The sequence below is a fragment of the Bacillus sp. 95MFCvi2.1 genome, assembly GCF_000374965.1.
GTDB classification, from domain to species: Bacteria; Bacillota; Bacilli; order Bacillales; family Bacillaceae_G; genus Bacillus_A; species Bacillus_A pseudomycoides.
Genome location: NZ_KB895738.1, coordinates 1 through 15,850 on the forward strand (window position 1 = coordinate 1; position 15,850 = coordinate 15,850).

Genomic DNA, 15,850 nt, shown 5'->3' on the forward strand with positions numbered 1-15,850 from the left:
GGTGCAAAATGTTATCCGGTATTAGCCCCGGTTTCCCGGAGTTATCCCAGTCTTATGGGCAGGTTACCCACGTGTTACTCACCCGTCCGCCGCTAACTTCATAAGAGCAAGCTCTTAATCCATTCGCTCGACTTGCATGTATTAGGCACGCCGCCAGCGTTCATCCTGAGCCAGGATCAAACTCTCCAATAAAGTTAGTTTGTCTAGCATCTAAAATAAAAATTGACGTTTCACGTTGTTTGTTTCGTTCAGTTTTCAAAGAACTTGTTTGCCGCTCATTCGCGACTCCCTTATGTTAACACTTTCATGTTTCAATGCCAACTATTTTTTTATTTCATTTGTCGCGTTTTGCGTTGTTGCTATCGGCGACTCATATAATATTACACTTCATTTATATAAACGTCAATATGTTTTTCTAAAAAAATATAAAGAAGGCTTATTCCTTATAAACAAGCCTTCCTCTTCCATAACTCTCTCTTTATTTACTTTTCTTCTATAATTGGTAGTGAAACGATAAACTGAATAATTCCATCCTCATATTCTGCTCGAATTTCTCCCCCTTGTAATTCAACAATACTTTTAGCGATTGCTAATCCGAGTCCCGATCCTTCCGTTACTCTACTTCTAGATTGATCTTTCTTATAGAAGCGTTCAAACAAGTTCCCTAACTCTTCCTTTGTAAACTCTTCACTATGGTTCGCAACCGTAATTTGTATATTCCGGCGTTGTCTTTGAAGGGAAACCTTAATCTCTCCATCATCTTTACTATATTTAATAGCATTCATTAATAGATTCTCAAATACACGGACCATCTTCTCTGAATCAATCGCAGCATACACACGTTCTTTAGGAAACTGCTTCACGAGTATAAGTCCTTCTTCTTCAGCCTGTGGTACTAGCTCTTCTATTAATTGCCCCAGAAGTTCGGTTATACACACTTCTTGCTTTTCTAATACCATCTTTTCATTTGTTAACTTTGTATACTCAAATAAATCTTCTATTAAATTCTTTAACTGCTCAGATTTCGAGAAAGCAATTCTCACATATTCATTGTGCTGTTCTTTACTTTCATATTTTGAATCCTGTAATAAACGCAAATAACCCATAATAGATGTAAGTGGCGTTCGCAAGTCATGAGATACATTTGTAATCAATTCATTCTTTTGCTTCTCTATTCTTCTTTCTTTTTCTATGTTGGAAAATAACTCTTTTGCCATCTGATTCATATTCACAGCTAGCAAACTTAATTCATCTTGCCCCTTCTGCGGAATTCTATATTGCAGGTTACCTTTTGCGATTTCTTTTACACCTTCCGCCATTGCCTCAACTTGCCTCATCTTTCTTTTAGTTATATAAAAGAAAGAAAATAAAAAAATAACAAAGCCAATCAAAAATGGAAACGGCCCATCATTCTGTACTACTCTAATATTCCCTTCCGGTATACCGCTTGCGATCATATACATATTTTTCTCTTGAATTGTTAAAGGATAAAAAGTCGTAAATTCTTTACGCTCTCTTTCGATTTCATTATCTATTACATTTTTTTGATATTCATATTGAGAGCGATTTATTTTGAAACTCATTATATTACGAATAGTACTATGAAGATTAACTTGTTCTTCCTGAGCATCTTTTGTCTTATATATAACTTTTCCATTCTCATCTACAATTAACACTTTTAATTCACCTTGATACTCCGGACGTTCAAAAACTTCTTGGACGTTAACATCAGCACCTTCTCTTGTAATAACCTCGGCAAGTCTTTCAGCAGTTGCATCAATTCCTCGCATACCAGATGAATAATCAATTACAGAGTATGTATTTATTCCTTGAAAAAACGGAGATGATGTCCACACTCCTATTACACCCAACAAAATACAGAAAGCAAACGTAGTTATCAGTTGTACACGTAAACTCTTTTGTACTCCCCTTATTACTTTATATATTATTTTTTTAAAAGTTCGATTCATCCAACCAATCGGCCTAAATATGCTTTTAATTATCTTTCTCAATCTTATATCCCACTCCCCATACTGTTTTTATATATATTGGCTTTCTCGGATTCTCTTCTGTCTTCTCACGTATTTTTCGAATATGCACCATGACAGTATTATCAGATTGGAAAGATCGTTCATTCCAAACCTTTTCATAAATTTGTTCTGCACTAAAGACCATCTCTGGATTACGAGCTAATAACTCCAAAATCGAAAATTCCCTCGGAGTTAGTTTCACTTCTTCATTTTCTACAACAACTTTGTGGGTTGAGACGTTTATTTTCATATTCCCGATTTCAATTTCATTTTCATTTTGGACAACAAATCCATTCATTTTCATATATCGACGAAGCTGCGATTTTATTCTCGCCATCAGTTCTAACGGATTGAAAGGTTTCGTTACATAATCGTCCGCTCCTGTTGTTAGCCCTAAAATTTTATCCATATCTTGCGTTTTCGCAGACAACATAATAATTGGCATCTCTTTCGCTTCTCTTATTTTCATACACATATGGATACCATCAATTTTCGGCATCATAATATCCAATACAACTAAATGCACTTCATTTTTCTCTAATATATATAAACCCTCTGCTCCATCCTCTGCCTGTAGCACCTTATATCCTTCATTCTTTAAATAAATCGTAATTAAATCCCGAATTTCTTTTTCATCATCTACAACAAGTATTGTTTCGTGTCCCACAATATCTCCCCCATAGCTTTTTCATTCTCTAACTTCTATTATAAGAAAACTTCTGAAGAAAAACGGAACGAAATCCTTAAGATTTTCTGAAGACGCAAAAAAGGTCTAGACTCCCCTTAGTCCAGACCTTTCAAAAACCCCTTTATTTACGAACGTAGATGAAATATAGTACGAATAAAACTCCCATTACATACATAATTGGATGAATTTCTTTACGACGACCACTTACAACCATTGTAATTGGATAGAAGATAAATCCAATTGCTATTCCTGTTGCAATACTATACGTAAGTGGCATAGAAATAATCGTAAAGAATGCTGGTACTGCAATCTCGAATTTCTTCCAATCAATTTCTCCTAGAGACGAAACCATCAAAATCCCTACAATAATTAAAGCCGGTGCCGTTACAGACGCTGTCACAACACTTAATAATGGTGAAAAGAAAAGTGCTAACAAGAAAAATCCGGCTGTTACAACTGCTGTAAATCCTGAACGCCCTCCTGCTGCTACCCCTGCAGACGATTCAATGTAAGACGTTGTCGTAGATGTCCCAAGAATCGCACCAATTACAGTGGCAATTGCATCTGCAAATAATGCTTTTCCCGCACGTGGTAATTTATTGTTCTTCATTAACCCAGCTTGATTCGCAACTGCTACAAGTGTACCCGCTGTATCAAAGAAATCAATGAAGAAGAACGTTATAATAACAATTCCCATTTGAACAGTAAAGATATCTCCGAAGTGCTGGAACGCCACACCGAACGTAGGTTCTAAACTAGGAATTGCACCAACGACAGCTTTTGGTGTATCAATTAATCCTGTTGCTACTCCAAGGATTGCTGTAAGAATCATTCCGTAGAAAACAGCACCGTTTATTTTTTTAATCATTAGAATGATTGTAATCACTACACCGAAAATCGCAAGTAATGTTGTGCCCTTTGTTAAATCCCCCAATCCAACAAGAACCGCATCATTCTTCACAATAATTCCTGCATTTTGAAAACCAAGAAAGGCGATAAACAAACCAATTCCTGCTGCTACTGCAAACTTCAACTCTAATGGAATGGCATTAATAATTTTTTCGCGAATACCAGAAGCAGTAAGGATAATAAAGATAATACCTGACATTAAAGTTCCGGCAATCGCTGTTTGCCACGGAATCCCCATCGTTAACACCGCTGTATAAGCAAAGAATGCATTGATTCCCATTCCTGGCGCTAAGGCAATTGGATATTTTGCGAAAATCCCCATAATCAGTGACCCAATTGCAGCCGCTAATGCAGTGGCAACAAAGACCGCTCCCGGATCCATTCCTGTTCCTGCTGGTAACCCTTTAATGTTTCCCAGTGACAGTGTAGCAGGATTGACAAATAATACATAAGCCATAGATAAAAATGTCGTTAACCCTGCAATGAACTCTGTTTTATAATTTGTACCGAGCTCATCGAACTGAAAATAACGTTTCATTCTACGTTTCCCCCGTTATATGATTACTCGTCGTAACCCTCCCTAGCCCTCTTTTATTTATAAAAATAAAAAAGGCTTCCATTGCATATACATGGAAGCGTTCTGTAAATAAAGGCAGATTTCCCCTTACCTTTATAAAAACGCCTCGTAGTCAAGCCATTTACGGTAGCTAGGTAGAAACTTTCGGGCCATATCCCCGATATTATACGACGGCTGTAATATTCATTTTTTCGTATCAATTACATACTCATATTAACTCACATATAGGTGTATGTCAATTTAAAAACGAACATTTTTATGCAATTTTTGTTTTTCGTTCGTATAAACAACAAAAAAGACCCATCTATGCATAAAATCATAGATGGGTCTTCTTTTAAACGAATAAACCTATTCTATTCCCACTCAATTGTTGCTGGTGGCTTACTCGTTACATCATACACGATACGGTTAACGTGTTTTACTTCGTTTACGATACGCACAGAGATTTTCTCTAATACATCCCAAGGGATACGTGCCCAATCTGCTGTCATACCATCGATTGATGTTACTGCACGGATACCTACTGTGTAATCGTAAGTACGCTCGTCCCCCATAACACCTACGCTACGCATGCCAGGAAGTGCAGTGAAGTATTGCCAAATTTCACGATCTAAGCCAGCTTTTTGGATTTCCTCACGTAAAATCGCATCGGATTCACGAACGATTTCTAATTTTTCTTCTGTGATTTCGCCTAATACACGGATACCAAGTCCTGGACCCGGGAACGGTTGACGCCATACGATTTCATCAGGAATTCCTAGTTCTGATCCTAATACACGTACTTCATCCTTAAATAGAGTGTTTAAAGGCTCAATTAATTTGAACTGCATATCTTCTGGAAGTCCACCAACGTTATGGTGAGATTTAATTGTTTGTGCAGTTGCTGTACCACTTTCAACAATATCTGTGTACAGTGTACCTTGTGCTAAGAAGTCCATTCCTTCTAATCTAGAAGCTTCATCATCAAATACGTAAATAAATTCATTACCAATGATTTTGCGTTTTTGTTCTGGATCTTCTACACCTTTTAACTTGTTCATGAAGCGTTCTTTTGCATCCACTTTAATAACGTTCATGTGGAAGCCTTCGCTAAATGTTTTCATAACACCTTCCGCTTCACCTTTACGAAGTAAACCATGGTCAACGAAAATACATGTTAATTGGTCACCGATTGCTTTATGGATTAATACTGCTACAACAGAAGAGTCTACACCGCCACTAAGTGCGCATAGTACTTTTTTATCGCCAACAGTTTCACGGATTTTTTCTAATTCTACTTCAATAAAGTTCTCCATGTTCCAACCTTCAGAACAGCCACATACGCCGAATACGAAGTTTTTGATTAAATCATTACCGTGCTCAGAATGACGTACTTCTGGATGGAATTGTACACCGTATAAGTTTTTTGCTTCATTGCTCATACCAGCAATTGGACAAGACTCACTTGTTGCATCTACTACGAATCCTTCTGGTAAACCAGTTACTAAGTCACCATGACTCATCCATACAACTTGCTCTTCTGGAAGGTTCGCATATAATTTTGATCCGTTCTCTACTTTAAGAACTGCTTTTCCGTACTCACGATGGTTTGCACGTTCTACTTTTCCACCAAAGTGTTTTGTCATAAGCTGCATACCGTAACAAATACCGAAAATCGGTAATCCTAATTCAAAGATTTTTTCATCACAGTGGAATGCATTTTCACCATATACACTATTCGGTCCACCAGAGAAAATAATCCCTTTTGGATTCATTGCTTTAATTTCTTCTGCAGTAATTGTATGTGGATGAAGTTCACTGTATACACCGAACTCACGAATTCGACGTGCAATTAACTGATTGTACTGACTCCCAAAATCTAAAACGATAATTGTATCGTGCTGTTTCTTCAAAATAATCACCCCAACGTTAGTTCTGTATATAAATATTTTCACCAATTTGGCAAAAAGCATTACCAATATAATAAAAAAAGCCAGTCCTCCGCCCTCAGTCTCATAACAAAGAAAAGGCAGAGGTCTGGCTTTATAAAGATAGTATCCCGCTCTTTATAAATATAAGACACACTGCCTTCATAGTCAGGTTGTTTACGGTAACCCGGTAGAGACTCTCAAACCATATCATTGAGGATATATGAAGGATTGTTTTATATTATCTTCCTAGATTCTAACAATGAAGTATCAATACGGTCAAGAGAGAAAGCGACAAAATTCTACAGAAATTATTTTCTTTATCCCAAGAAACCTTTATTTCTATATTTTTTTGTCCCATAACAAAAAACATTCACCCCTATATAGAGATGAATGTTTCTTTGGCGAATGAAATTACATCATTCCGCCCATACCGCCCATGCCCATGCCGCCCATGTCAGGCATTGCTGGTGCATTTGGTTCTGGCTTGTCAGCAACTACAGCTTCAGTTGTTAAGAACATAGCTGCAACAGATGCCGCGTTTTGAAGTGCAGAACGAGTTACTTTTGCTGGGTCTACGATACCAGACTCAAGCATGTTTACCCATTCGCCAGTTGCTGCGTTGAAACCAACGCCTACTTTTTCGCCTTTTAAGCGTTCTACAACAACGGATCCTTCTAGACCAGCGTTGATTGCGATTTGACGAACTGGCTCTTCTAATGCACGAAGTACAATGTTGATACCTGTTGCTTCGTCACCTTCAGCTGAAATAGAAGCTACTTTAGTGTATACGTTCATAAGTGAAGTACCACCACCTGCAACAATACCTTCTTCTACTGCTGCACGAGTTGAGTTAAGTGCATCTTCAATGCGAAGTTTGCGCTCTTTTAACTCAGTTTCAGTTGCTGCACCTACTTTAATTACTGCTACGCCTCCTGCAAGTTTAGCAAGACGCTCTTGTAATTTTTCACGATCGAATTCAGAAGTTGTTTCTTCTAATTGTGCACGGATTTGACCGATGCGAGCTTCGATTTGTTCTGTGTTACCTACACCTTCAACTACAGTTGTGTTTTCTTTCGTTACAACAACTTTGCCAGCGCGTCCTAAAGATGCAACTGTAGCTGATTTTAAGTCGCGTCCTAATTCTTCAGTGATCACTTCACCGCCAGTTAAGATCGCGATATCTTCTAGCATTGCTTTACGACGGTCACCAAATCCAGGAGCTTTAACAGCTACTACATTGAATGTACCACGAAGTTTGTTCACTACTAATGTAGCTAATGCTTCACCTTCTACATCTTCTGCAATGATAAGAAGTGGTTTACCTTGTTGTACCACTTGCTCTAACACTGGTAAGATTTCTTGAATGTTAGAAATCTTTTTGTCAGTGATTAAGATATATGGGTTATCAAGTACTGCTTCCATTTTGTCAGAATCAGTAATCATGTAAGGAGATGCATATCCACGATCAAATTGCATACCTTCTACTACATCTAATTCTGTTGTGAATCCTTTAGATTCTTCTAAAGTAATAACGCCGTCGTTACCAACGCGCTCCATTGCTTCTGCAATTAATTGACCTACTTCTTCGTCAGCTGATGAAATAGCAGCTACTTGTGCGATAGAAGATTTACCTTCGATTGGTTTAGAAATTATTTTTAATTCTTCAATTGCTGTAACAACCGCTTTTTCGATACCTTTACGAAGACCCATTGGGTTCGCGCCAGCTGTTACGTTTTTTAAACCTTCACGAATCATAGCTTGTGCTAATACAGTTGCAGTTGTTGTTCCGTCACCAGCTACGTCATTTGTTTTGCTAGCAACTTCTGCTACTAATTTTGCACCCATGTTTTCGAAAGCATCTTCTAATTCGATTTCTTTCGCAATTGTTACACCATCATTTGTAATAAGTGGTGAACCGAATTTTTTCTCAAGTACAACGTTACGACCTTTTGGTCCAAGCGTTACTTTTACTGCATTTGCAAGAGTGTCGACACCGCGAAGCATCGAACGACGTGCTTCTTCACTAAATTTAATATCTTTTGCCATAATAATTGACCCCCTTGGATTTTTAAAATGTATATAATTAACCGATAATTGCTAAAATGTCACTTTCACGTAAAATCAAGTAGTCTGTACCTTCATATTTCACTTCAGTACCTGCATATTTTGAGAAGATGATAAGATCACCTGCTGCTACCTCTAAAGCAACACGCTCACCATTTTCAAGCACTCGACCAGTACCTACTGCAATAACTTTACCCTCTTGTGGTTTTTCTTTTGCAGTGTCTGGTAATACAATACCACTTGCTGTTTTTTCTTCTGCTTGAACAAGCTCAATTACAACGCGATCACCTAATGGCTTTAGCATGAACAATAACCTCCTCATTTTTCTATGTAAATTTTCTTTATTAGCACTCAACGACCTCGAGTGCTAACACACTTATAATAATAAATAATCTAATTTTCTTTTGCAAGTAAAAAAATCATAATTTTTTCGCAAATTGCTATATAAACTTTTTTTATATAACTTCCTAAGAAAAATCATTCTGTTATCGCTGCAACCATTCTCGCGAAAGCCTTATATATATGAATCAGCGTTTTCACTTATCGTATGTTACAATATGGAAGATGCCATAAGTTGTTTTCTCTATAGGTACAGCTTTTTCCTGTCTCCTATTTCATTTTCAAAGAAAGATTTACAAAAAAATAATAATATGAATGGTTATTACGTATCCCCGGCTGGATGTTTACATGTTATCCCGCCTTATCTCATAAACTAGAGTTAGAAAGGATGGTTAACCAATTTGAAAAAACAATATTGGTGGATTATAGTTACATACATTCTTATGCAATTATCAGGTATTGTTGGATTACCGCTTCTTTTGAAAACCGGACTATATGATAATAGGGGGTTCACCAGAGAAGAAAAAATGCAGCTACTGACTGGTCACTGGGCAATTATTAGCTTTTTCATTGCATTATGTATTGTACTTTTACTACTTCGAACAGATATTCGCGAAAGTCGTTTCGATACAAAACGCGCCAGTATTCCTGCCACAATCGGTTGGATCTTTATCGGTTTCTTTTTAGCTTTCTTTTCTCAAACAATTGCAGGCACAATCGAAATGCGTTTATTGGGCATTAAACCTGGATCTGAGAACACAGCTCGCTTGATGGAAATAGCACGGACCACCCCATGGTTCCTTATTGTTATATCAATAATAGGGCCTATTTTAGAGGAAATTGTCTTTAGAAAAATTTTATTTGGTACATTGTATAAGAAATTCAACTTTTTTATCGCTGCTATTATTAGCTCACTTGTATTTGCAGCAATTCACTTTGATTTTACACACTTATTGGTATACACTTCCATGGGGCTTGTATTCGCCTTTTTATATGTAAAAACAAAGCGAATTATCGTTCCTATTATGGCACATGTTGCGATGAATACATTAGTTGCAATAGCCCAAGTACTAGTAAGTAACGAACAAATACAAGAAATGATTAAAGAAGCAGAAAAAATGCAAGGATTTATCGGAGGATTTTAAATATGAGGAACTCACCATTGTTCATGGCAGCACTGTATTTCCTTCTTGGTTGTGTCTTTACACGTTTCGCAATTACGAACGTTACAGATACAATTTGGAACTTTGGGACACTGCTGTTTGCTGCTATGGCAACAATTGATTTTAATTTGGCACTTCGACTTATCTTAGTCAAATTTACAAAGAAAAAGCAACAATAAAACGCAGAGGGATTTCCTCTGCGTTTTATTGTGGATAATTTTTCAAAAAATAAACGAGTGTTTGTAATTCTACAGCTAAATCAATATGGTGAATTCTTATATTTTCTGAAACATTTAATCGTGCTGGTGTAAAATTTAAAATTCCGTGTATATTTGTTTCGGCCAATCGATCTGCTACAGCCTGTGCAACAGTAGCAGGTACTGTTAATATTGCCACTTGTATATCATTTGTTAAACGCTCTTCTAATTCATCTAAATGATATACAGGAATTCCTCCGATTTCTTTTCCAACTTTCTCCTCATTGACATCAAATGCCATTTCAATCTTTGTATTATTATTTTTGGTGAAATTGTAATGTAAGAAAGCGGTCCCTAAATTACCCACTCCAATAAGTGCTACACGTGTTATATCATCTTGATCAAGCGTTTCTCGGAAGAATGATAGTAAATAATTCACATTATATCCATATCCCTTTTTCCCTAACGCTCCAAAATATGAAAAATCTCTCCGAATTGTTGCTGAATCTACCTTTACAGCTTCACTCAATTCAGCCGATGAAACACGCTGCTTACCAGAAAGAGATAAGTTTTGGATAAATCGATAGTATAGAGGCAATCGTTTGGCAGTGGCCTGTGGAATCTTTTGTTGATCCATATAACCTCTCCTCTCTTCCTATCTTTGTTCACAGATTTAAAACAAATACAGAAGTTTAGCACTTATGACTTTCCTTGTATAATAGAGAGAAGACTTCTCTCTTATTTTAAACTATACACTATTTTTAGTATGATTGAGAAATATAAACATGGCAAAGTTAAGAAATTATTTGAGGTGAAAACATTGATTTTATTACAAGTGAATGGGCTTTCAAAATTATACGGTGCTGAAACAATTCTTGCAAACATTAAATTGGAAGTTCAAACAAAAGATCGCATTGCACTAGTTGGTCGAAATGGTGCTGGAAAATCTACATTATTAAAAATAATTGCCGGTGAATTATCTCACGATGGTGGAGAAATTATAAAACCAAAAGATGTTTCAATTGGATACTTGGCCCAAAATACTGGTTTAGAAACTTCTTTAACAATTTGGGATGAAATGCTTACTGTCTTTACTCATCTGCAGCAAATGGAAAAGAAGCTTCGAAGGTTAGAGCTAGACATGGGTAAGGAAGAGAACTTTTCAAATGCTGCTACGTACGAAAAATTACTCGCTGATTATGATCAATTACAGTTAGACTACAAGGATCAAGGTGGTTATCAATATGAAGCTGATATTCGCTCCATTTTAAGTGGACTTGGTTTTCCGGTTGAAACACACCAAACAACGATTTCTACGTTAAGTGGTGGACAGAAAACAAGACTTGCTCTTGGGAAACTACTGCTAACAAAACCAGACTTACTCATCTTGGACGAACCAACAAACCATTTAGATATCGATACATTAACATGGCTTGAACAATATTTACAAGGCTATCCTGGAGCTATTTTAATCGTTTCCCACGATCGCTACTTTTTAGACAAGCTTGTTACACAAGTATATGAAATTTCTAATAAAGAAAGCAGACGATATGTTGGTAACTACAGTAAATATTTAGATTTAAAAGCTGCACTACATGAGCAGGAAATGAAGCGTTATGAGAAACAACAAGAGGAAATTGCTAAACTAGAAGACTTTGTCCAAAAGAACATTGCCCGTGCATCTACAACAAAGCGTGCACAAAGTCGTCGGAAGCAGTTAGACAGAATGGAATTACTAACTAGACCATTAGGTGATTCTAAATCAGCATCCTTCCACTTTGATATCGAAAAACAAAGCGGAAACGATGTATTACAAATAAAGGATGTTTCAATTGGATATGACAAAGAACCGATTATTGAACATGTAAATATGCGCTTAACCCGCGGTGATAGTGTCGCACTAGTTGGTCCAAATGGTATTGGGAAATCTACATTATTAAAATCAATTGTGAATAAATTAAAGACGTTAAGCGGTGAAGTTTCTTTCGGTTCAAATGTATCTATTGGATATTATGATCAAGAACAGGCAAACTTAACATCATCTAAGCGTGTTTTAAACGAACTATGGGATGATTATCCGCTAGAGCCAGAAAAAGAAATTCGCACGATACTCGGTAACTTTTTATTCACAGGGGACGATGTATTAAAGCCAGTATCTTCCTTAAGTGGTGGTCAAAAAGCACGATTAGCTCTAGCAAAATTGATGATGCAAAAATCTAATTTACTGATTCTCGATGAGCCAACAAACCATCTCGATTTAAATAGTAAAGAGATTTTAGAAAATGCCTTAATTGATTATCCTGGGACTCTTTTATTCGTTTCCCATGATCGCTATTTCATTAACCGTGTCACAACTACAGTTGTTGAGTTATCAACAGGTGGTGCACAAGAATATTTAGGTGACTATGACTACTATATTGAAAAGAAAAATGAAATGATTGAACGTGCGGAATTTGAACAACAAGAAGAGGATGCACCAGTCCAAAAAACTATCGCTCAAGAAAAATTAAATTACCTTGAAGAAAAAGAACGTAAGAAGTCAGAACGCCAACGCATCCGAAAGATTGAAGAAATTGAACAAAACATTGCAAATTTAGAAGAAGAAATTGAACAATTAGAAGAGGAGCTTTGTCTACCTGAAGTATATGCTGACTACGAACGAGCTAGTGAGATTACAACAGCAAAGCAAACAAAACAAGAAAAATTAGAGAAGTTTATGGCGGAATGGGAAGAGTTACACGTATAACCCTTATATATTTATATGATAAAAACAAGGTAGTTGAAAGCCATTCAACTACCTTGTTTATTTTTCAATACAAAAGATTATGGTCGAAGGTCTGACCTCAATAGTGTTATCCACAACCTTATGCACATATCCACCTTTATCATATAAACACAAAAATAACTTTTCCACATTATCCACAAATCACAAAAAAATTATGCACATTTAATATTCACAATAAAACCCATATTATCAACAGATAATATGGGTTTTATCCACAAGTTGTGGTTAATTATGTGTATAACTATGCTTCAATATCTAATCCTGGATTTGCATTTAAAGCCAATGTTGCACGTTTTCCTTGCTCATATGCAATAGTTCCTGCTGCTGCAATCATTGCTGCATTATCTGTGCATAAAGATAACGGTGGAATAATGAGCTCGATTTCTTCTTTTTTTGCAAACTCTTCCTCTAAACGTGCACGAAGTCCTTTATTCGCTGCAACGCCACCAGCGAGAAGCACTTGTTTTACATCATACGCTTCTGCAGCACGTGCTGCTTTTGTTACTAGTACATCTATTACACTCGCTTGGAAGCTAGCTGCTAAATCTTCTGGTGCGATTTCTTCTCCACGTTGTTTTGCGTTATGCACAGTGTTGATAACTGCTGATTTCAGTCCACTAAAGCTAAAATCATACGAATCTGGTTCTAACCATGCACGTGGTAAATCAATCGTTGGTTGTCCTTCATGAGCAAGACGGTCAATATGAGGACCACCTGGATATGGCATAGATAATGTACGTGCAACTTTATCATATGCTTCTCCTGCCGCATCATCTCTCGTTTCGCCAATTACTTCAAACGAACCATGCTCTTTCATATAAACAAGCTCTGTATGCCCGCCAGACACAACCAGTGACAACAAAGGGAATTGTAGTTCTTTTACTAAGCGATTCGCGTAAATATGCCCAGCAATATGATGAACACCAACAAGAGGAATATTATGAGCAAAGGCAACTGCTTTAGCTGCATTTACACCAATTAAAAGTGCCCCTACTAAACCTGGCCCTTCCGTCACAGCAATTGCATCAATATCTTCAAATGTAATGTTCGCTTCCTTTAATGCTTCTTCTAATACAACTGTAATTTGTTCTACATGATGACGAGATGCAATTTCCGGCACAACTCCGCCAAAACGCTTATGGCTCTCAATCTGTGAAGCAACAATATTTGCCACTATTTCTGTTCCATTTTTAACAACCGCTACAGCCGTTTCATCACAGCTCGTTTCAATACCAAGTATAATCGTATTTTTTTCCATTATATATTCACCCACATTACAAGACCATCTTCATAATTGTCTGTATAGTATCGTTTACGAATCCCACCATTTTGGAATCCATACTTTCGGTATAACTGCTTCGCTACTTCATTTGACACTCGTACTTCAAGTGTCATCGTTTTTGCTCCCATTTCTTTTGCCTGATCCATTACTTCTTTCAGCAAAGCATCTCCAAGTTTTTGACCGCGATATTCTGGCAAAATGGCTATGTTCGTAATATGTGATTCATCAATAATAATCCACAATCCACAGTATCCAATTACCACACCATCTTTTTCAATTACGACATAATGTGCATATTCATTCATCGTCAATTCACGATAAAATGCATCAGCAGTCCAAGGAGTTGGGAATGACGCTTCTTCAATTACTACAATTTGAGCAATATCATCAGTCGTCATCTTTCTAAATGTAATATCCATTTTGATAACCCCTATTTTTTTTGACTTTCTAGCCATTTTGCTTCTGCTTCTGCTAAACGGAGGTAGCTCGGAACAAATGTATGCACACTTTGCTCCTCTTTTTGTAATCCTAAAAATGCTAGCTCACTTGGTCTTGGGTTGTTCTTTGTAAAAGAAGCAAACACAGCTCGATCTCCTAAATATTCTACAATCGTTTCTTTATGTTGTTCTACATCATTGCCGATAAATAAAACAGGTTGCCCCTTATCTTTTAACATCTGTAACCAATCAATAATAAGAATAATTCGATCCTCTTCTACAGAAGATAACTGCTCTTCTTTATATGTATACAAGCCCGTATAAATTTGTCCGCGACGTCCATCAAACAATGGACAAATAACCCCTTGGAAATTCGCTCCATTCGCAGCCACTACTTCTAAGCTAGACACACCGACAATCGGTATTTGCAACGACCAAGCTAATGTTTTTGCAACAGTCACACCAATTCGAACTCCTGTATAAGATCCAGGACCAGCCGCTACGATGATTTTATCTAGCTCTTTCGGCTTTATATTACATTCCTTCAGAAGTTGTTCTACAGCCGGCATAAGGCGTACAGAATGATTTTTGGTTAAATTCGTAATGATTTCTCCGACAACAGTATTTCCATCAATAAGAGAAATCCCCATTACATAATTTGAAGTATCAATTGCTAGTACTTTCATCTTGTAATAGCTCCTCACATAATCTAATATAGCGTTCACCACTTGGCTCTAACACAATTTTTCTTGTATCATCACCTGTATGGAACAAGCTTATTTTTAATTTCTCATTTGGCAGAAAAGATTCAATTAAATGAGCCCATTCTACTACTGTTATACCTTCACCATAAAAATACTCATCAAACCCTAAATCTTCTTCACTTTCCGCTAAACGATACACGTCCATATGATATAGCGGTAATCTCCCTTTGTACTCTTTAATAATATTGAATGTCGGACTATTTACAACTCGTTTCACACCAAGGCCTTTTGCAAGACCTTTCGTAAACGTTGTCTTGCCAGCACCAAGATCGCCTTCTAAAACAAGTACATCTTGTTCCCTAACAAGTTGTCCTAGCCTTTCTGATAAGTTCTGTGTCTCTTCAGAAGAAGTTGTCGTTATTTCATATTTATTCAAAGGTTTCACCTACCTTACTCACAATATTCTCTGCTCTTTATTATACAGATTTTTTCACTTTGTTTCATTTTGAACATATAAAAAAGACCTTAGGAGTTGTCCTAAGGGTAAGATTGACTGTCTTTATAAGTTTTCTTAAAAATAAATAAAAAAATACGAAACAAGTTGTTTCGTTCTTTTCTTTGTATAAATGGCGGTCCCGACCGGGGTCGAACCGGCGATCTCCTGCGTGACAGGCAGGCATGTTAACCACTACACCACGGGACCATTGGTTGCGGGGACAGGATTTGAACCTGCGACCTTCGGGTTATGAGCCCGACGAGCTACCG

General features: G+C 36.9%; 14 protein-coding genes, 1 tRNA gene, 1 rRNA gene and 2 riboswitches. Of the genes, 3 read left to right on the forward strand and 13 right to left on the reverse strand.

Features of this window, described 5'->3' with window-relative positions:
• The 7 genes from C568_RS0128710 to groES all read right to left on the reverse strand — a co-directional run.
• Window positions 1-192 (reverse strand): 16S ribosomal RNA (locus C568_RS0128710); the annotation flags it as partial.
• A gap of 290 nt (window positions 193-482) precedes the next feature.
• Window positions 483-1,970: a sensor histidine kinase gene (locus C568_RS0128715; protein WP_051091473.1), complete on the reverse strand. Its 1,488-nt coding sequence runs from the start codon at window positions 1,968-1,970 to the stop codon at window positions 483-485.
• A gap of 25 nt (window positions 1,971-1,995) precedes the next feature.
• Entirely contained in the window at window positions 1,996-2,697 is a 702-nt protein-coding gene (locus tag C568_RS0128720; RefSeq protein WP_006093173.1) for a response regulator transcription factor, read from the reverse strand.
• A gap of 142 nt (window positions 2,698-2,839) precedes the next feature.
• Entirely contained in the window at window positions 2,840-4,165 is a 1,326-nt protein-coding gene (locus C568_RS0128725; RefSeq protein ID WP_003194563.1) for an NCS2 family permease, read from the reverse strand.
• Window positions 4,166-4,293: 128 nt separating this feature from the next.
• Window positions 4,294-4,396: riboswitch (purine riboswitch) on the reverse strand.
• Window positions 4,397-4,557: 161 nt separating this feature from the next.
• Window positions 4,558-6,096 carry a glutamine-hydrolyzing GMP synthase gene (gene guaA, locus C568_RS0128730; RefSeq protein ID WP_018783542.1) on the reverse strand — a complete coding sequence of 513 codons (1,539 nt, stop codon included), beginning with the start codon at window positions 6,094-6,096 and terminating at the stop codon, window positions 4,558-4,560.
• A gap of 160 nt (window positions 6,097-6,256) precedes the next feature.
• Window positions 6,257-6,358, reverse strand: a riboswitch (purine riboswitch).
• Between the two features lie 167 nt (window positions 6,359-6,525).
• Entirely contained in the window at window positions 6,526-8,160 is a 1,635-nt protein-coding gene (gene groL / locus C568_RS0128735; RefSeq protein ID WP_006093172.1) for a chaperonin GroEL, read from the reverse strand.
• Between the two features lie 37 nt (window positions 8,161-8,197).
• Window positions 8,198-8,482: a co-chaperone GroES gene (gene groES / locus C568_RS0128740; RefSeq protein WP_000917305.1), complete on the reverse strand. Its 285-nt coding sequence runs from the start codon at window positions 8,480-8,482 to the stop codon at window positions 8,198-8,200.
• A gap of 436 nt (window positions 8,483-8,918) precedes the next feature.
• Between groES and C568_RS0128745 the strand changes: the two genes are divergently transcribed.
• Both C568_RS0128745 and C568_RS0128750 read left to right on the forward strand, forming a co-directional pair.
• Window positions 8,919-9,662, forward strand: coding sequence for a CPBP family intramembrane glutamic endopeptidase (locus C568_RS0128745; protein WP_016117047.1), 744 nt, complete (start codon window positions 8,919-8,921; stop codon window positions 9,660-9,662).
• 2 nt (window positions 9,663-9,664) lie between these two features.
• On the forward strand, window positions 9,665-9,859 hold the full coding sequence (locus C568_RS0128750; protein WP_016117046.1) for a YdiK family protein: 195 nt from the start codon (window positions 9,665-9,667) through the stop codon (window positions 9,857-9,859).
• Window positions 9,860-9,884: 25 nt separating this feature from the next.
• Here the strand turns inward: C568_RS0128750 and C568_RS0128755 are convergent, their stop codons facing one another.
• On the reverse strand, window positions 9,885-10,514 hold the full coding sequence (locus C568_RS0128755; RefSeq protein ID WP_003205609.1) for a redox-sensing transcriptional repressor Rex: 630 nt from the start codon (window positions 10,512-10,514) through the stop codon (window positions 9,885-9,887).
• A 183-nt stretch (window positions 10,515-10,697) separates the two neighbouring features.
• Here C568_RS0128755 and C568_RS0128760 point away from each other — a divergent pair, with 183 nt between their 5' ends.
• On the forward strand, window positions 10,698-12,623 hold the full coding sequence (locus tag C568_RS0128760) for an ABC-F family ATP-binding cassette domain-containing protein (protein ID WP_018783543.1): 1,926 nt from the start codon (window positions 10,698-10,700) through the stop codon (window positions 12,621-12,623).
• Window positions 12,624-12,903: 280 nt separating this feature from the next.
• Here the strand turns inward: C568_RS0128760 and tsaD are convergent, their stop codons facing one another.
• From tsaD to C568_RS0128785, 5 genes are all read right to left on the reverse strand, one after another.
• On the reverse strand, window positions 12,904-13,920 hold the full coding sequence (gene tsaD, locus C568_RS0128765; RefSeq protein ID WP_003194551.1) for a tRNA (adenosine(37)-N6)-threonylcarbamoyltransferase complex transferase subunit TsaD: 1,017 nt from the start codon (window positions 13,918-13,920) through the stop codon (window positions 12,904-12,906).
• Entirely contained in the window at window positions 13,920-14,363 is a 444-nt protein-coding gene (gene rimI, locus C568_RS0128770) for a ribosomal protein S18-alanine N-acetyltransferase (protein WP_006093166.1), read from the reverse strand. The genes tsaD and rimI overlap by 1 nt, the downstream gene beginning before the upstream one ends.
• Before the next feature lie 11 nt (window positions 14,364-14,374).
• A complete protein-coding gene (gene tsaB, locus C568_RS0128775; protein ID WP_018783544.1) occupies window positions 14,375-15,067 on the reverse strand; it encodes a tRNA (adenosine(37)-N6)-threonylcarbamoyltransferase complex dimerization subunit type 1 TsaB in 693 nt (230 codons plus the stop codon).
• The gene (tsaE, locus tag C568_RS0128780; RefSeq protein ID WP_018783545.1) at window positions 15,048-15,521 is read right to left on the reverse strand and encodes a tRNA (adenosine(37)-N6)-threonylcarbamoyltransferase complex ATPase subunit type 1 TsaE; all 474 of its coding nucleotides are present in this window, start codon (window positions 15,519-15,521) and stop codon (window positions 15,048-15,050) included. The genes tsaB and tsaE overlap by 20 nt, the downstream gene beginning before the upstream one ends.
• A gap of 191 nt (window positions 15,522-15,712) precedes the next feature.
• Window positions 15,713-15,788, reverse strand: a tRNA-Asp gene (locus C568_RS0128785).
• Window positions 15,789-15,850: the final 62 nt, after the last annotated feature.